A 17,098-nucleotide genomic window follows, 5' to 3' on the forward strand; every position below is an offset into this window, starting at 1 on the left:
CTTGTGCCGGAGATGGGGGGATTGCCGGGAATTTCAACTGTAGATCATGGCCGCCGTACCGGGACCGGCACGGCGGCGCGCCAGTCCGGGATAAAATGGCGGCCAAGGAGACGAGACCGATGCAGCCTGACCAAGAAACGATCACCACCAACATCGACGCCGCCCTGGCCGAAGACCTGGAGCGGCGCGGCGATCTGACCGCCAGCCTGATCCCGGAAAACGCCGGCGCCCACGCCCGGGTCATCACCCGCGAGGATGCCGTGCTGTGCGGCCAGCCCTGGTTCAACGCCATATTCCGCCGCCTCGACCCGGACGTGCGCCTGTTCTGGCTGGCCGAGGACGGCGAGCCGGTCAGCGCCGGCCAGACCCTGTGCGAGGTCAAGGGCAATGCCCGCGCCCTGCTCACCGGCGAACGGCCGGCCCTCAACTTCCTGCAGACGCTGTCCGGGGTGGCCACCGAGACGCGCCACTACGTCGCCGCCGTGGCCGGCACCCGCGCCAGGATCTACGACACCCGCAAGACCCTGCCCGGCCTGCGCGCGGCGCTCAAGTACGCGGTCCTGTGCGGCGGCGGCGAGAACCAGCGCATGGGGCTGTTCGACGGCATCCTGATCAAGGAGAATCACATCGCCGCGGCCGGCGGCATCCGGCCGGCGATGGCGCACGCCCGGGCGATCGCCCCGGCCGGGGTGAGCATCCAGATCGAGGTCGAGAACATGGACCAGCTGGCCGAGGCCCTGGACGCCGGGGCGAAATTGATCCTGCTCGACAACTTCGACGCCGACGGCCTGCGCGCGGCGGTCCTGTTCGTCGCCGGACGCGCCGAACTGGAGGCCTCGGGCGGCATCACCCTGGACAACGTGCGCTCGATGGCGGAAACCGGCGTCGACCGCATCTCGATCGGCAGCCTGACCAAGAACGTACGCGCCGTGGACCTGTCCATGCGCTTTATCGAAACCTGAGGAACCCGCCATGGCCAACGACAACATCGTGGAAGTCCGCGACCTGCATTTCGCCTACGAGGGGCGCAAGATCCTCGACGGCGTCGACCTGGACATTCCGCGCGGCAAGGCGGTGGCCATCCTGGGCACGAGCGGCTGCGGCAAGTCCACCCTGATGCGCCTGATCAGCGGCCAGCTGCGCCCCGAGCGCGGCCGGGTCCTGATCGACGGCGAGGATGTCCACGCCCTGGACAACGACGGCCTCTATCGCCTGCGCCGCAAGATGGGCATGATGTTCCAGGTCAGCGGCCTGTTCAGCGACCTCTCCGTGTACGAGAACATCGCCTTCCCGATGCGCGAACACACCGACCTGCCGGAGGCCATGATCCGCGACCTGGTCCTCATGAAGCTGCACGCGGTCGGCCTGCGCGGTGCCCATTCCCTGATGCCGCGCGAGCTGTCCGGCGGCATGGAGCGGCGCATCGCCCTGGCCCGCGCCGTGGCCATCGACCCCAAGCTGGTGATCTACGACGAACCCTTCGCCGGCCTCGACCCGATCTCGCTCAACGTCATCGCCAACCTGATCCGGCGCCAGAACGACGCCCTGGGCACCACGTCCATCGTGGTCACCTACGACGTCTCGGAATCCCTCAAGGTGGTCGACTACGCCTACTTCCTGTCCGACGGCAAGGTCGTCGCCCACGGGCCGACGGCGGAGATGCTGAGTTCCAGCGACCCCTTCGTGCGCCAATACATCCACGCCGAGCCGGACGGCCCGGTGCACTTCCACTACCCGGCCGATCCGCTCGCCGCCGACATGGGCCTGGCGGCCGCCTGAACCGGCGGGCCGCGCGGCCCGTCACCCGGCCGGCGGCAGGGCTATAGTGCAGTCATCAGATTCCCGATCCTTGCCACCATGACGATCCGGTCCTTCGGTTCCATCCTGGCGGGCCTGCTGGCCGTGACCGCATTGCTTCCCGGCGACTCCGCCACCGGGTTCATCCCGCTCGCCGGCGCGGCGGCTCCCCCCATCCTCATCGCCCACGTCGCCCCCACCACCGGGCGTTTCGCCCTGCATGCGGAGGCGGACCGGCGCGGCGCCGAGATGGCGGTCGAGGAGTTCAACGGCAAAGGCGGCGTGCTCGGGCGCGAGATCGTCCTGGTCTCGCGCGACCCGACCCTGGACGCCAAGCGCGCCGCCGAGGTGGCCGAGGAGTTGATCAGCCGCACCCATGTGGGTTTCCTGGTCGGCGCCATCAGTTCGGGGGTCGCCGCCAGCATGTCGGCGGTAGCCCAGCGACACGGCGTGCTGTTCATCAACACCAACTCCTCGGCGCCCACCGAATCGGTCGAGAACGCGCACCGGACCAAGTTCGTGTTCGACGCCAACGGCGCGAACTTCGGCCGTGCCCTGATCCGGTATGCACTGTCCGGGCAGGCCGGCAAGCGCGTCCTCCTGCTCACCGAGGACAACGTCTGGGGCCACAGCAACGCGACCGCCGCGCGCCAGTACGTCGCCGAATACGGCGGCACGGTGGTGGGCGAGGTCATGGCGCCGGAGACGTTGCCGGATCCGGGCCGCACCCTCCGCCAGGTGGCAGCCGTGCCGGCCGACGTGGTCGTCACCAACATCAGCGGCGACAACCAGATCAAGCTGTTCGCCCAGATCGACCCCAAGGTCCTCGACCGCCAGGCCTGGGTCGTCGGCGAGGTGGACTGGGAGGAACTCTATCCGGCGCCGGGCACGCCGCGCCCGCTGTTCGGAACCACCTGGGCGTGGAACCTGGCAACGCCGGGCACGGCCGAGTTCGTCGCCCGCTACCGCAGACGTTACGGCCACACCAAACTCGACTACCCCGGCGACGTCACCCACGCCGCCTACCTGGCCACCAAGGCCCTGCTGGAGGCCATCGCCCGGGCCGGCAGCACCAACAACCACGCGGTCATCGAGCAGCTCGAGGGCTATCGCCGCAGCGCCAGGGACGGCATGCAGGACGACGACGCCTACATGGACCCGGTCAGCCACCACGTCCAGCAAAGCATCTACATCGCGCGCTGGAACCCGCGTGCCCGGCGTCCGGAACTGGGCATGGAGATCCTCGCCCACGTCGCACCCGACCAGGTCCGCTATGAACCGGAACGCGGCACCCGGCTGGAACCGCTGTCCGAGACGCCCCACTACGCGCCATGAAACTCTCCCGCTTCGGCCTCGTCGCCCGCATCGCCCTGTTGGTCGGTTGCGTCGAGGTCGTCGCCTTCAGCCTGATCGGCTGGTTCTATGTCGACCGCTTCAGCGGTGCCTTGGACGAACGCACCCGCTCGCGCCTGCAACTGGTCGGCGACATGATCGCCAGCGACGAACTCGCCGTGCATGCCATCGCCCGCCAGCAACTGATCAGCGAGATGCTCGGCGCCCCCTACCTGGACGGCATGGTGATCGGCGGCAACGGCCGCATCATCGTCGCCACCGACCCCGGCAAACTGGGCCAGCAGGTCCGCGAAACCAAGGGCTTCGATTCCCGATGGCTCGCGGAAACCGGGCCGCACGAGGAATTGTTCGTGGCCGGGCCCGACACCCTGACCGCGATCAGGCACATCGATGCCCCGGACGGCGGGCGGCCCATCTACGTCACGGTGATCACCATCAGCACCGCCGAGCTGAACGACCAGAAGCGCTCCATCCTGCTCTGGGGCGTGCTCGGTTCGGCCTTCTTCGTCCTGCTCAGCTCCACCAGCATCGTGTTCCTGGCCCAGCGCCTCCTCACCCGGCGCGTGGACGTCTCGCTGGGCGTCCTGAAGGAGGTGGAGGAAGGCGACGTCGCGGCCCGCATCCCGGTCACCTATTCCGACGAACTGGGCGAACTCCAGGCCGGCATCAACTCCATGACCGCCAAGCTGGGCGCCCTCCTGGCCGTGCACCAGCGCAACGAGGCGGAGATCGGTGCCGCCAACCGCCTGCTCGACTCCATCGTCGAGAACATCCCCAACATGATCTTCCTCAAGCGCGCCGACGACCTGCGCTTCGTCCTGTTCAACCGGGCCGGCGAGCGACTGCTCGGCCACGCGCGCCAGGAACTGCTGGGCCGGACCGAATACGACCTGTTCCCGGCCGAGCAGGCCGACGCCCTCACCGCCAGGGACCGCGAGGCCCTGGCCACGGCGGGCGTCGTCGACATCCCGGAGGAGGCCGTCGACACCCGCCAGGGCGGCCGGCGCATCCTGCACACCCGCAAGCTGGCCCTGCGCAACGCGCAGGGCGAGGCGGAATTCCTGCTCGGCATGTCGGAGGACATCACCGAAGCGAAGCGCACCGCCGAAGAGCTGCAACGCCACCGCGAGAACCTGGAACAACTGGTCGAGGTGCGCACCGCGGAACTGTCGCATGCCAAGGAGGCGGCCGAGGCGGCCAACGTCGCCAAGAGCGCCTTCCTCGCCAACATGAGCCACGAGATTCGGACTCCGCTGAACGCCATCACCGGCATGGCCCACCTGATCCGGCGCGGCGGCCTGACCGACAAGCAGGACGACCAGCTGGCCAAGCTGGAGGCGGCGGGGGCCCACCTACTCAACATCATCAACGCCATCCTGGAACTGTCCAAGATCGAGGCCGGCAAGTTCCAGCTCGAACACGTGCCGGTCGACGTGAACGACCTGGTCGGCAACGTCGTGACCATGATCCAGGCCGGCGCCCAGGCCAAGCGACTGCGCCTGGCCACCGAGGTGGCGCCGGTGCCGGGCGTGCTGTACGGCGACCCGACCCGCCTGCAGCAGGCCCTGCTCAACTACGCCGGCAACGCCGTCAAGTTCACCGAGGCCGGCAGCGTCACCTTGCGCGTGCACGCCGTCGAGGAGGCACCCGAGGCGGTCCTGCTGCGCTTCGAGGTGACGGATACCGGCATCGGCCTCGCACCCGACACCCTGGCCAAGCTGTTCACCGCCTTCGAACAGGCCGACAACAGCACCACGCGCAAGTACGGCGGCACCGGCCTGGGCCTCGCCGTGACGCGCCGCCTGGCCGAGCTGATGGGTGGCGGTGCCGGGGCGGAAAGCCGCCCCGGCGCCGGCAGCACCTTCTGGTTCACGGCCCGCCTGGAACGGCGCGCCGGCGCCGGCGGCGACGCCCATGCCGTCGCGCAGTCCGACGCCGAGGCGCGCCTGCTCCGCGACCACCGCGGCGCACGCCTCCTCCTGGCCGAGGACGAGCCGATCAACCGCGAGATCACGGTGCTGCTCCTCGACGACGTCGGCCTCAAGGCCGATGCCGCGGCCGACGGCGCCGAGGCGGTGGCGATGGCCGAGGCGAACGACTACGCCCTCATCCTGATGGACGTGCAGATGCCCAGGCTGGACGGCCTCGAGGCCACCCGGCGCATCCGGTGCCTGCCGCGCCATGCCGGCACCCCCATCCTGGCCATGACCGCGAACGCCTTCGCCGAGGACAAGGCGGTCTGCTTCGCGGCCGGCATGAACGACTTCATCGCCAAGCCGGTGGACCCCGACCAACTTTATGCGACGCTGCTCACCTGGCTCGATGCCGGGCGGGCGGGAGCCGCCTCGGCCGGCTGACGCCGGCGGCCGGGCGCAAGCCCGGCGACAACCGATGGCCGCCGCCGGCCGGCGCGGCCCGTATACTTGGCATGCCCGGACGGGCGCATTGCGGCGAACGAAAAGGGGGAACCATGTGGCTGTTGTTCGCGCTGATCGGCCTGCTGCTCGGGGAGACCTCCGGCGGCCTCGCGGGGGCGCTCCTGGGCGGCCTGCTCGGCTACCTGCTCGGCCGCGTCAACCGCCTGGAGGCGCGCCTGCGCAGCCTCGAAGCCGGGCGCGGGGACGTCCCCGCCGTCCGTGCCAGCAGCCCGGCCGTCGAGGCGCCGGCCGCGATTGCCCCGGCCGCGGCCGTCCCGGACCCCGCGCCGGTGCCGGCGACCGTCACGGTTCCCGGCATCGCACCGGCGCCCGACCGGAGCACGCCGCCCTGGCTCGGCGCGCCGCCCCGCCTCGCCATGCCGACCGAACTGCTCGGCCGCCTGCTGTCCGGCAACATCCTCGCCAAGCTGGGCATGGTGCTGCTCTTCTTCGGCATCGCCTCGGCCCTCAAGCTGGCCGCCGACTACGGCATGCTGCCGCCCTACCTGCGCCTGCTCGCGGCCGCGCTGGCCGGTCTGGCCTCGCTCTGGGCCGGTGCCGCGCCCGCCACCGGCCAGGCCTTCCGGCCGGCCTGGCTGTACCGCTTCGCGCCAGAGTCGGAACAGGCGCGCCGGGGCTTCGGCTTCGCCCTCGAGGGCGGCGGCTTCGGCATCCTGTACATCGCCACCTGGTTCGCCCTGGCCCAGTTCGGCTACCTGGGCACCGCGACCGCCTTCCTCATCTTCGCCGGCCTGGGCGCCGCCTGCCTGGCCATGGCGGCACGCCAGGACAGCCAGAGCTTCGCCCTGCTCGGCGTCCTGGGCGGCTTCCTGGCACCCCTGCTGGTCCCCGGCCAGGGCGAGCCCCGCATCCTGTTCGCCTACCTGGCCCTGCTCGACCTCTACATCCTGGCGCTCAGCCTGCACCGGGCCTGGCGTCTGGTCATCGTCACCAGCCTGGCGTTCAGCGTCGGCGTCGGCTACGCCTGGGCCGACCTCAACTATGCCGCGGCCCTGCGCGTGGACGTCGAGTCGTTCGTGCTGGTCCTGTTCCTCCTCTACAGCGCGACGCCATGGCTGGCCGCCCGGCGCGGCCCGCCGCCGCAGTGGGGCTGGCAATCGGGCGTCCTGCTGTTCGGGCCGCCGGCGGCGGCGGCGGCGACGCAATCGGCACTCTATTACGGCGACCTGGATTTCCTGGCCCTGAGCAGCCTGGGGGCCGGACTCTGGTACGCCCTGCTGCAGCGTCTGACCCGGCCGACCGGCGCCATGCTGGTCCGCCAGGCCCAGGCCGGGCTTGCCCTCGCCTTCCTGTCCCTGGCCCCCTGGCTGGCCTTCAGCCAGAACGTCGCCGGCGTGTTCTGGGCCCTGGAAGGGGCCGGCGTGGTCTGGTACGCCAGCCGCTCCGGCACCCGCCTGCCGCTGCTCGCCGGGAGCCTGCTGCAGGCCCTGTCCGGCCTGCTCCTGCTCGACCTCTGGTGGCAGGGCCCGGACGGCCTGCCGTTCCGCGACAGCCTGTTCCACGCCAGCCTGCTCCTGGTCGCCGCCGGTGCCCTGAGCGCCTACGCCGTGCGCGCCCAGGCGTTCCGCCACCGCGCCTTCCTGGTCTGGGCCCTGGTCTGGTGGTTCGGTGCCTTCCTGGCCGAATTCGAGCGCCTGTTCGATCCGGCCCGCACCTGGGTGGCCATGGCGGCACTGGCAACGCTCAGCAGCGCCGGCCTCGAGTGGCTGGGCCGCCGCCACGGCCTCGCCGACCTGCGCCGCGCCGCCCTGCTCCTGCTGCCGGTCCTGGCCCTCGCCCTGGCCAACGCCTACCTGGTCACCGGGCATCCCCTCGCGCACGGCCTCTGGCTGGTCGGGGCTGCGGCCCTCGCCGTGCATTACCGAGGCCTGTACCGGCAGGCGGGCGACGGCCTGACCTGGTGGCTGCGCGAGCGCCACGTCGCGGCCTACTGGCTGGCCGCCTGGGCCCTGGCCTGGGAAGCCGCCTGGCTGGCCGAGCCGGCGTTCGGCGCCTCGACGGCCGAGGCGGCACGCGCCGCGGTCCTGGCCGGCACCCTGCTGCTGGTCTGCCGGGGCGCCACCGTGTGGCCGTTCGCCGGCGCGTTGCGGCCGCTCTACCTGGACACGGCCCTGGCACTACCCGCCCTGCTCGGCTGGCTGTGGCTGTTCGCCATGCCGACCGGGCTGACCGGGGCCTGGGCCCTGCCCTACCTGCCTCTGGTCAACCCGCTCGAGGCGGCCGCCGCGCTGCTGCTCTGGGCCTTGTACGGGCACTGGCTGGCGGCGGCCCGGTTCGGCCCGCGCCTCGCCTACCCGGCCCTGTTCGGGCTGGCCGCGCTGTTCTGGTTCAGCCAGATGCTGGCCCGGACCGTGCACCATTGGGCCGGCGTGCCCTTCCTGGCCGGCCCGCTCTGGCACTCGGCCCTGCTCCAGGCCCTGCTTTCGCTCGGCTGGACCGCCTTCGCCCTGTTCGCCATGGTCGCGGCGTCGCGCCGGCAGATACGGCCGCTCTGGTTCGCCGGCCTCGGCCTCCTGCTCCTGGTCTGTGCCAAGCTCGCCGTGGTCGACCTCGCCAACGTCGCCGGCCTCTTGCGGGTGCTGTCGCTGCTCGGCGTCGGCCTGCTGGTCCTGGGGGCCGGCTACCTGGCCCCGGTCCCGCCCCGGCAGGCGGAGCCGGCCCCGCCCGCGGGCTGAGCCGGCTCAGCCCGGCGGGTCGCCGCGCAACAGGCGGCCGATCGCGTCGGCCGGTTGCGGCCGCCCGAACAGGTAGCCCTGCAGTTCCTCGCACTCGAGCAGGCGCAGGTATTCGAGCTGTTCGGCCGTCTCGACGCCTTCGGCGATCACCTGCAGGTCGAGGCTGCGCGCCATGGCCACCACGGCCGAGGCGATGGCCGAGCTCTGCGGGTTGCTGGTGATGTCGCGCACGAAGGACTGGTCGATCTTGATCCGGTCGAGCGGCAGCTGGTTGATGTAGGACAGGCTGGAATAGCCGGTGCCGAAATCATCCATGGCGATGCTGAAACCCAGCTCGTGCAGCCGGGTGAGGGTATCGCGCGCGCAGTCCGCGCAATCCAGCACCACGCTTTCGGTGATCTCGAGTTCGATGTTCTCGGGCACCGCCCCCATGCCGGTGACGATGCCGGTGATCAACCCGGCCAGGTCGCCGTGCTGGAACTGCACGCTGGACAGGTTGACCGCCATGCGCACCGCCAAGCCCTCGTCGCGCCAGCGCAGCTGCTGGGCGCAGGCCTCGCGCAGCACCCATTCGCCGATCGGCACGATGAGGCCGGTTTCCTCGGCGACCGGGATGAAGCGGCCCGGCGAAACCATGCCCCATTCCGGGTGGTGCCAGCGCAGGAGGGCCTCCACGCCGACGATGGCCAGGCCCGGCAGCGCCACCTGGGGCTGGTAGTAGACCTCCAGCTGGCCCTGGGCGAGGGCCTGGCGCAAGGCGTTTTCCATGAGCAGGCGTTCGTTGACCTGCTGGTTGATCTCGCGGGTGAAGAACTGGTAGTTGTCGCGCCCGTTCTCCTTGGCGTAGTACATGGCCGCATCGGCGTTCTTGGTCAGGGTGACCACGTCGGTGCCGTCGTCCGGGTAGATGGCGATGCCGACGCTCGAGGTGATGCTCAGGTTGAGGCTGTCGCCGATCTGGAACGGCGTCGCGATCAGCGCGTTGATGCGCTCGGCCAGGCGGGCGGCGACCGCGGTGTCCCGGAGGTCGGGGATGAAGACGACGAACTCGTCGCCGCCCCAGCGGGCGACGAAGCCGCCGGCGTCCAGGGTGCCGGCCAGGCGCTTGGCGACCTGGAGCAGGAGCAGGTCGCCGATGTGGTGGCCGAGCGAGTCGTTGACGTTCTTGAAGCGGTCGAGGTCGACGAACAGCACCGCCAGCGCGCCATGTTGCCGGCGCGCGTGGATCAGGGCGGCATTGAGCTGCTCCAGGTAGAGCAGGCGGTTGGGCAGGTCGGTGAGGACGTCGTGGTTGGCCAGGTGCAGGATGCGCTCCTCGGCCCGCTTGCGCTCGGTGATGTCGGTGAAGATGCCGATGTAGTGGCTGACCGCGCCGGCCGCGTCGCACACCCGGCTGATGATCAGCCACTCCGGATACACCTCGCCGTCCTTGCGCCGGTTCCAGACCTCGCCCTGCCAGCGGCCGTGCCGCTGCAGCTCACCCCACATGGCCGCGTAGAAGCCCTTGTCCTGGCGTCCCGAAGCGAGCAGGCGCGGGGTCTTGCCGATCACCTCCTCGAGCCGGTAGCCGGTGATTTCCGAGTAGGCCTGGTTGATCGACAGGATGCGCTCCTCGGCATCGGTGATGATGATCCCCTCGGTACTCGACGAGAACACCTGGGCCGACAGCTGGAGCTGCTGGTTCTTGTCGGCCAACTCGCCCTTCTGCGCCTCCAGGGTGCCGACCATGTCGGCCAGGGAACGCGACAGCACGGCGAGTTCGTCCGCGCCGGGCAGCACGGGAATGCCGCCTTCCCCGCCGCGCTCCCGGATGCGCACCGCCGCCGCGGCGATCCGGCGCATGGGCTCGACCAGGCGGCCGGCCGAGTACCAGAGCACGACCGCGAAGGCGACGGCGAAGACGATGCTGGTCACGATGCCGCGGCGCTGCAGCGTATCGGCGACGGCGAAGGCCTGGCCGGCCGGCTGGCGCACCAGCACCGTCCAGCCGAGGCCGCGGTAGGTGCCGTGCCCGGTGCTCGGGGCATAGCCGGTCAGGTAGGTCTCGCCGTCCGGCCAGGCTTCGGCCAGGAAGCCGCTCCGGCCGGCCCGCGCGGCGCGCAGGCTGGCAAGATCGAAGCGTTCGGCCAGGCGGTGCAGGGCCGGCGTGCCGAGCAGCAGCTGGCCCTGGCGGCCGACGATCAGGACGTCCACCTTGGCATGGCTCTGCAACGGCGCCAGGAGGGCATTCTTGACCTGGTACGACCAGTCCCACGACAGGTGCCCGCACATGACGCCGAGCAGGTGGCCGGAGCGGTCGCGGATCGGCGCCGAGACGTCGAGCAGGCGCAGGGGCAGGAAGTCGTGTTCCGGCTTGGGCAGTATCTTGGCCAACAGGAAGGCGTCGTGCACGTCGCCCACCGCCGGGCCGCGCGCCCCCTCGATGAACCAGGCCCGCTTGGCGACGTTCTTGCCCACCAGCAGGCCGCCGGTGCCGGCCAGGATGTTGCCCTCGGCGTCGGTGAAGCCGATCCAGGCATAGTTGCGGTAGCTGGCCTGCAGGGCATCGAGCATGGCCTGCTTGTCGGCCAGCGGCGTGCCCGGGTCGCTCAGGATCGGCAGGCTGGCCATGATGCCGATCTCGCGCAGGCGGTCGGCGACGCCCTTGTCCATCTCGCCGGCCATCTGGTGGGCGATCTCGGCCAGGAGGAGGCCCTTGTCGGTGCGCACCTGCTCCACGAAGGCATTGCGGTTGAAGTAGGCCGCGCCCTGGAACAGGACCACGACCAAGACGATCACCACCAGTACTAGGCGCAGGCGGAAACTCTTTCTCGGGTCCAACCAGTCCGGCCAAGCCATTGGCCCACCCCTGAGAGCGGCATGAATGCTTCGTTATAGCCGAACCCGCCGCCCGGGCCAGGCGGCTCAGCCGGCGATCAGCGGGTAGGCGTCGTGGCCGCCGCGCAGGAAGACCGCGAACGGCCGCCCGGCACCGCGCCAGGAGCGGGAGACGTCGCCGAGGATGTCGAGCAGCACCGGCCAGGAGTCGGGTGCCGCGGCCGCCGGCAGGTCGGCCGCCTCGATCACCAGGCCGATGGGCCCGGCCAGCCAGGACAGGTCGCCCAGGCTGTCTTCGAGGGCATCCCAATTGGCGCCGAAGTAGTCCGGGCAGGCGAATGCCTCGGCGACCGCCTCGAGCATGGCCGGCTTGCCGGTCAGCCGGCGCCCGGCCAGATGGATCAGGCCGGCCGGCAGCGTGGCTCCCGGCGCCAGCCGGTAGATGCCGTTGTGCTGCGGATGCCCGAGTACGTCGGCGATGGCCAGGCCGCTCATTCCTTGAGCCTCCAGAAGGTTTGGTAATGGTCCTGGGTGTAGTAGAACTCGCCGCCCTGCCCGGCGATGAGCCGGCGCGGGCCGCGGTCGCGCCGGCCCGGGGTCGGCACCGTGTATTCCCGGTAGTACAGGCGTGGCCGGGCGGGCAGGCGGTTTTCCCGGTTCTTGAACTCGATGCCGTCGCGGGCGTAGGGAAAGGGGCCGCCGCGCTTGATCAGGGCCAGGGTCTGCCGGGCCTCGGGCGGCAGGCCCATGACGTGGGCCACCTGGAGGTCGTAGCCCTTGGGCTGGGCCCAGAACGCCTGCGCGCCGCTCCAGGCCAGGAGGCCCAGCAGGACCGCCAGGAACAGGCGCAGGGGGCCGGCCATCAGTCGTTGGCGTGGGCGACGATCACCGCCTTGATCGCCTCGACCTCGGGGTCGAGCACCTCGTAGCGCTGCGGCAGGGATTCCAGTTCGGCCAGGCCGGCCGGGCGCTCCGGCGCGCGGCCCAGGGCCTCGACGATGGCGTCCTCGAACTTGGCCGGCAGGGCCGTCTCCAGGCAGATCATGGGAATGCCCGGCTCGCGGTGGGCCAGGCCGACCTTGAGGCCATCGGCGGTGTGCGGGTCGATCACGGTGCCGTAGCGCTCGGCCGCCATGCGGATGGTGGCGATGCGGTCGGCATGGCTGCTCTTGCCGGACTCGAAGCCGTAGTCGGCCACCCGGTCGAACAGGCCGTGCGCCTTCAGGTCGAAGGCGCTGCCCCGGTCGACCGCGCGCCACAGCTCGCGCACCTTGTCGCCGTCGCCGCCGGCCACGTCGAAGATGAAGCGCTCGAAGTTGGAGGCTTTGGAGATGTCCATGGACGGGCTCGACGTGTGCAGCGTCTCGGCCGAGGTGCGCGGCCGGTAGACGCCGGTGCGGAAGAACTCGTCGAGGACGTCGTTCTCGTTCGTGGCGACCACCAGCTTGGCGATGGGCAGGCCCATCTGGCGGGCGATATGGCCGGCGCAGACGTCGCCGAAGTTGCCCGACGGCACCGAGAAGGAGACCGGCTGGTCGTCCGACCCGGTGACCGCGAAGTAGGCCTTGAAATAGTAGATGCACTGGGCCGCCACGCGCGCCCAGTTGATGGAGTTCACCGCGCCGATGCGGTGGTAGGTCTTGAACTCGAGGTCGTTGGACACGGCCTTGACGATGTCCTGGCAATCGTCGAACACCCCGCGCACGACCAGGTTGTGGATGTTGGCGTCCTGCAGGCTGTACATCTGGGCCTGCTGGAAGCGGGTCATGCCTTCCAGGGGCGAAAGCATGAACACCCGGACGTTGTGCTTGCCGCGCATGGCGTACTCGGCCGCCGAACCGGTGTCGCCGGAGGTGGCGCCCAGGATGTTGATGTCCAGGCCGGCCTTGTCGAGGGCGTACTCGAACAGGTTGCCGAGCAGCTGCATGGCCATGTCCTTGAAGGCCAGGGTCGGGCCGTTCGACAGTTCCAGCAGGTAGAGGCCGTCCTCCAGCCTGCGCACCGGGGTGATCTGGCTGAAGTCGGAATCGGCGCGGCCGTGGCTGTAGGTCGCGGCGGTGTAGGTGCGGTCGACCAGGTCCTTGAGATCGGCCACCGGGATGTCGTCGGCGAGTCGCGCGAGTACGGTCAGGGCCAGCTCGCGGTAGTCCATGGTGCGCATCACGGCGAGATCGTCGTGGCCGAAATGCGGATAGACCTCCGGCACGTAGAGGCCGCCGTCCGGGGCCAGGCCGCCGAGCAGGATCTGGGAGAAGGTTTGCGCGGGCGCCTGGCCGCGGGTGCTGATGTAGTTCATATATGACCTCGTACAAGCTGGGCGCGGGCCTGCCCGCGCTGGTCCGGCCCGGCGCGGCAGCCGCCGCGCCTGCGCCCCGGGGCCGAGGCGTCAGCCGTTCAGTTCTTCCATGCGGATGCGGGTGACCCGGCCCTTGATGCTGGCCAGGCTCTCGATCCGGGCGATCGCGGTGTCGACGTCCTTCTCCTTCGCGACATGGGTCAGGATGACGACATCGGTCTGCGCCTCGCCTTCCGCCGGTTCCTTCTGGATCATGGCGTCGATGGAGATCGACAGGTCGGCCAGGATGCGGGTGATGTCGGCCAGCACGCCGGGCTGGTCGGCGGCGGTGAGGCGCAGGTAATAGGCGGTCTCGACCTCGGCCAGGGGCAGGATGGCCAGGTCGGACATGCGGTCGGGCTGGAAGGCCAGGTGCGGCACCCGGTTCTTCGGATCGGCGGTATGCAGGCGGGTGACGTCGACCAGGTCGGCGATCACCGCGCTGGCGGTCGGCTCGGCGCCGGCACCCTTGCCGTAGTAGAGGGTGGCGCCGACGGCGTCGCCCCAGACCACGACCGCGTTCATGGCGCCTTCCACGTTGGCGATCAGGCGCTTGGCCGGGATCAGGGTCGGATGCACGCGCAGTTCGATGCCGGCCTCCTTGCGCTTGGCGATGCCCAGCAGCTTGATGCGGTAGCCGAGTTCCTCGGCATATCGGATGTCCGCCGCATCCAGCTTGGAAATGCCCTCGATGTGGCAACGCTCGAACTGGACCGGGATGCCGAAGGCGATGGACGCCATCAGCGTGGCCTTGTGGGCGGCATCGACGCCTTCGATGTCGAAGGTCGGGTCGGCCTCGGCATAGCCCAGGCGCTGCGCCTCCGCGAGCACGTCGGCGAAGGGCAGGCCCTTGTCGCGCATCTCGGACAGGATGAAGTTGGTGGTGCCGTTGATGATGCCGGCCAGCCACTGGATGCGGTTGGCCGACAGCCCCTCGCGCAGGGCCTTGATGATCGGGATGCCACCCGCCACGGCGGCCTCGAAGGCGACCATGACGCCCTTGGCCTGGGCGGCGGCGAAGATCTCGTTGCCGTGCACCGCGAGCAGGGCCTTGTTGGCGGTGACCACGTGCTTGCCGTTGGCGATCGCCTGCATGACCAGGTCCTTGGCCACCGTGTAGCCGCCGATCAACTCGACGACGATGTCGACGTCCGGATCGTTGACCACCGCGAAGGCGTCGTCGGTCACCGCCGCCCGGCCGCCGGTAAAGCTGCGGGCATGGTCCACGTTGCGGTCGGCGACATGGGTGATGCGGATGGGACGACCGGCGCGCCGGCTGATCTCCTCCTCGTTGCGATTCAGGACGGTCCAGGTACCGCCGCCGACGGTACCGATGCCGAGCAGGCCTACATTGATGGGTTTCATGGTGCGGATTCGTTCGATTCTGTCAGGTCGAGTGGCGTTTGCGGTAGCCGTGCAGGAAGCGCTCCAGGCGCTGCATGGCCTCGCGCAACACCTCCTCGTGCGGCAGGAAGACCACCCGGAAGTGGTCCGGATTCGGCCAGTTGAAGCCGGTGCCCTGGACCACCAGGACCTTCTCCGCTTCCAGCAGTTCGAGGATGAAGTGCTGGTCGTTCTGGATCGGGTACACCTTGGGGTCGAGGCGCGGGAACTGGTACAGGGCCGCCTTGGGTTTCACGCAGGATACCCGGGGATGGCGTTGAGCATCTCCCAGGCGATGTCGCGCTGGCGGGTCAGGCGGCCATCCGGGGCGATCAGCTCGTTGATGCTCTGGTAGCCGCCCAGGGCGGTCTGGATGGCGTACTGGGCCGGGACGTTGGCGCACAGGCGCATCGAGGCGAGCATGGTCAGGCCTTCGACGAAGTCGCCGGCATGGCGCCGCTCGCCGGACAGCGACACCCAGCCGGCCCGGTAGCCGCAGGAACGGTAGTTCTTGGACAGGCCGTTGTAGGTCAGGAACATGACGTCGTCGGCCAGCGAGGCCATGGAGATGTGCTTGTTGCCGTCGTACAGGGTCTTGTCGTAGATCTCGTCGGCGCAGACCACCAGCTGGTGCTGGCGGGCGATCTCGATCAACTCCTTGAGCAGGTCCTCCGGATACAGCGCACCGGTCGGATTGTTCGGGTTGATCACCACGATGGCCTTGGTATGCGGGGTGATCTTGGCGCGGATGTCGTCCAGGTCGGGCAGCCAGCCGGCCCCTTCGTCGCACAGGTAGTGGCGCGGCGTGCCGCCGGCCAGGGTGACCCCGGCGGTCCAGAGCGGGTAGTCGGGCGCCGGCAGGAGGACCTCGTCGCCGGTGTCGAGCAGGGCCTGCATGGTCATCACGATCAGCTCGGACACCCCGTTGCCGACGTAGATGTCCTCCATCCGGACGCCCTTGACGCCGATCCGCTGGGTCTCGTGCATGATCGCCTTGCGGGCGGCGAACAGGCCCTTGGAATCGCAGTAGCCGGCTGCGTCCGGCAGGTTGCGGATGACGTCCTGGACGATCTCCTCGGGGGCGTCAAAGCCGAACGAGGCCAGGTTGCCGATGTTCAGCTTGAGGATGCGGTGCCCCTCCTCCTCGAGCTGCTTGGAGCGGGCCATGACCGGACCGCGGATGTCATAGCAGACGTTCGCCAGCTTGGCGGATTTCTTGAGCGGACGCATGTGCAGTGCTCTGGTGTCGATTTCGCTCACTCGCGGCCACCCCTCTGGGCGGACGGAGCGGCGCGGCGAGGATAGTTGTCCATGGGGCGGGGGAGCCGTAGTGTGAAAGTATGTAATGTTACCCGACCGCCCGTTTTGCCGGCAAACCGGGACGCCCGCCCCGCGCGGCGGCCGTTTTTTCCGCCCCCACCCCTCCCGGCCGGGCCGCCGGCCGGTTATCGTGTCGGCATCGCCAGCCCAGTCTCACGCGCCATGAAGCTGCACCTGTCCCTCACTACCGGCATCAACCTGGTCACCGCACACGGCGACGGCTTCGTCGAGGTCAACCGCAACCGCCATGCGGGCAGCCTCATCCTGCTGCCCGAGCACCTGGCCGATTGGCCGGTGGCCGACTTCGAGGGACTGACGCCGGCCGCCCTGTCCGGGCTGCTCCCCTTCAAGCCCAGCCTGGTGCTGCTCGGCACCGGCAGGCGACACCGGTTTCCGCGCCCCGACTGCTACCGCGAACTGATCGAGGCCGGCATCGGCGTCGAGCACATGGACACCGGCGCCGCCTGCCGGACCTACAACATCCTGGCGACGGAGGGCCGCCTGGTCGCCGCGGCCCTCATCGTCGGCGACTGAGCCCGTTCAGGCCGAGGCCGAGAAGCCGGCGGTCGTCGCGGCGTAGGCGTCGCTGCCGTAGGCGCGCATCAACTCCATGACCATCCGCACCAGCCCGAGGTCGCGGGCATCCAGACCACCGCTTGAGGCGCTGGAGGTGTCGCTCGTCGCGGTGCTGGTGGTGGCCGCCGTGGCGGACGCGGAGCCGTTGACCGACTGGTCGTAGGCCATGGCCTCGGCGAAGGTCACCTTGCCGTCCGAGTTCGCGTCGGCGGAGGCGAAGTTGTCGACGATCTCCGAGATCAGCGCCGAACGCTGGCTGTCCGAGCTGCCGATCTCGTCCAGTTGCGCCTGCAGCTCTTCCAGGGTGTAGCCCTGGTCGCCGCTATCCTCCGAGTCCGACGGCGGCGGGGGCGGCGGCATTCCGGACATTCCGCCCATGCCGCCCATGCGCATGGCGTCGTACT

At 70.0% G+C, this 17,098-nt stretch carries 11 protein-coding genes and 2 pseudogenes; 6 read left to right on the top strand and 7 right to left on the bottom strand.

The genetic code is table 11. From position 1 onward, the window contains the following. Nucleotides 1-119 precede the first annotated feature (119 nt). From nadC to EZJ19_RS09995, 5 genes are all read left to right on the top strand, one after another. Nucleotides 120-962, top strand: coding sequence for a carboxylating nicotinate-nucleotide diphosphorylase (nadC, locus tag EZJ19_RS09975; protein ID WP_131447145.1), 843 nt, complete (start codon nt 120-122; stop codon nt 960-962). A 10-nt stretch (nt 963-972) separates the two neighbouring features. Beyond that, a complete protein-coding gene (locus EZJ19_RS09980) occupies nt 973-1,779 on the top strand; it encodes an ABC transporter ATP-binding protein (RefSeq protein ID WP_131447147.1) in 807 nt (268 codons plus the stop codon). A 78-nt stretch (nt 1,780-1,857) separates the two neighbouring features. Beyond that, nucleotides 1,858-3,132 (top strand): ABC transporter substrate-binding protein, encoded by a 1,275-nt coding sequence (locus EZJ19_RS09985; RefSeq protein ID WP_131447149.1) that lies wholly within the window; start codon nt 1,858-1,860, stop codon nt 3,130-3,132. Next, complete coding sequence (locus EZJ19_RS09990; RefSeq protein WP_131447151.1) at nt 3,129-5,507, top strand: ATP-binding protein; 2,379 nt, start codon at nt 3,129-3,131, stop codon at nt 5,505-5,507. The genes EZJ19_RS09985 and EZJ19_RS09990 overlap by 4 nt, the downstream gene beginning before the upstream one ends. A 113-nt stretch (nt 5,508-5,620) precedes the next feature. Further along, a complete protein-coding gene (locus EZJ19_RS09995; RefSeq protein ID WP_131447153.1) occupies nt 5,621-8,263 on the top strand; it encodes a DUF2339 domain-containing protein in 2,643 nt (880 codons plus the stop codon). A 6-nt stretch (nt 8,264-8,269) separates the two neighbouring features. On the opposite strand, the gene EZJ19_RS10000 is transcribed toward EZJ19_RS09995, so the two are convergent. From EZJ19_RS10000 to EZJ19_RS10025, 6 genes and pseudogenes are all read right to left on the bottom strand, one after another. Then, nucleotides 8,270-11,101, bottom strand: coding sequence for a bifunctional diguanylate cyclase/phosphodiesterase (locus tag EZJ19_RS10000; protein WP_131447155.1), 2,832 nt, complete (start codon nt 11,099-11,101; stop codon nt 8,270-8,272). 66 nt (nt 11,102-11,167) lie between these two features. Beyond that, nucleotides 11,168-11,575: a barstar family protein gene (locus tag EZJ19_RS10005; RefSeq protein WP_131447157.1), complete on the bottom strand. Its 408-nt coding sequence runs from the start codon at nt 11,573-11,575 to the stop codon at nt 11,168-11,170. Continuing rightward, nucleotides 11,572-11,943, bottom strand: coding sequence for a guanyl-specific ribonuclease (locus tag EZJ19_RS10010; RefSeq protein WP_131447159.1), 372 nt, complete (start codon nt 11,941-11,943; stop codon nt 11,572-11,574). Before EZJ19_RS10010 ends, EZJ19_RS10005 begins: the two co-directional genes overlap by 4 nt. Next, on the bottom strand, nt 11,943-13,376 hold the full coding sequence (gene thrC, locus EZJ19_RS10015; RefSeq protein WP_131447161.1) for a threonine synthase: 1,434 nt from the start codon (nt 13,374-13,376) through the stop codon (nt 11,943-11,945). The genes EZJ19_RS10010 and thrC overlap by 1 nt, the downstream gene beginning before the upstream one ends. A gap of 90 nt (nt 13,377-13,466) precedes the next feature. Beyond that, nucleotides 13,467-14,780, bottom strand: a complete 1,314-nt coding sequence (locus tag EZJ19_RS10020) for a homoserine dehydrogenase (RefSeq protein WP_131447163.1) — start codon at nt 14,778-14,780, stop codon at nt 13,467-13,469. Between the two features lie 22 nt (nt 14,781-14,802). Beyond that, nucleotides 14,803-16,028, bottom strand: a pseudogene (locus EZJ19_RS10025) (pyridoxal phosphate-dependent aminotransferase). A gap of 252 nt (nt 16,029-16,280) precedes the next feature. On the opposite strand from EZJ19_RS10025, the gene EZJ19_RS10030 reads away from it, so the two are divergent. Then, a complete protein-coding gene (locus EZJ19_RS10030) occupies nt 16,281-16,652 on the top strand; it encodes an Mth938-like domain-containing protein (protein ID WP_131447165.1) in 372 nt (123 codons plus the stop codon). Between the two features lie 6 nt (nt 16,653-16,658). On the opposite strand, the pseudogene EZJ19_RS10035 reads toward EZJ19_RS10030, so the two are convergent. Continuing rightward, a pseudogene (locus EZJ19_RS10035) lies at nt 16,659-17,098 on the bottom strand (hypothetical protein); the annotation flags it as partial.

It is taken from the genome of Parasulfuritortus cantonensis, assembly GCF_004337445.1.
In the GTDB taxonomy this organism is placed as follows: domain Bacteria; phylum Pseudomonadota; class Gammaproteobacteria; order Burkholderiales; family Thiobacillaceae; genus Parasulfuritortus; species Parasulfuritortus cantonensis.

Excerpts from the sequence above, each read along its gene's own strand:
- nadC (WP_131447145.1), top strand. The coding sequence starts at position 120 with ATGCAGCCTGACCAAGAAACGATCACCACCAACATCGACGCCGCCCTG.
- EZJ19_RS09980 (WP_131447147.1), top strand. The coding sequence starts at position 973 with ATGGCCAACGACAACATCGTGGAAGTCCGCGACCTGCATTTCGCCTAC.
- EZJ19_RS09985 (WP_131447149.1), top strand. The coding sequence starts at position 1,858 with ATGACGATCCGGTCCTTCGGTTCCATCCTGGCGGGCCTGCTGGCCGTG.
- EZJ19_RS09990 (WP_131447151.1), top strand. The coding sequence starts at position 3,129 with ATGAAACTCTCCCGCTTCGGCCTCGTCGCCCGCATCGCCCTGTTGGTC.
- EZJ19_RS09995 (WP_131447153.1), top strand. The coding sequence starts at position 5,621 with ATGTGGCTGTTGTTCGCGCTGATCGGCCTGCTGCTCGGGGAGACCTCC.
- EZJ19_RS10000 (WP_131447155.1), bottom strand. The coding sequence starts at position 11,101 with ATGGCTTGGCCGGACTGGTTGGACCCGAGAAAGAGTTTCCGCCTGCGC.
- EZJ19_RS10005 (WP_131447157.1), bottom strand. The coding sequence starts at position 11,575 with ATGAGCGGCCTGGCCATCGCCGACGTACTCGGGCATCCGCAGCACAAC.
- EZJ19_RS10010 (WP_131447159.1), bottom strand. The coding sequence starts at position 11,943 with ATGGCCGGCCCCCTGCGCCTGTTCCTGGCGGTCCTGCTGGGCCTCCTG.
- thrC (WP_131447161.1), bottom strand. The coding sequence starts at position 13,376 with ATGAACTACATCAGCACCCGCGGCCAGGCGCCCGCGCAAACCTTCTCC.
- EZJ19_RS10020 (WP_131447163.1), bottom strand. The coding sequence starts at position 14,780 with ATGAAACCCATCAATGTAGGCCTGCTCGGCATCGGTACCGTCGGCGGC.
- EZJ19_RS10030 (WP_131447165.1), top strand. The coding sequence starts at position 16,281 with ATGAAGCTGCACCTGTCCCTCACTACCGGCATCAACCTGGTCACCGCA.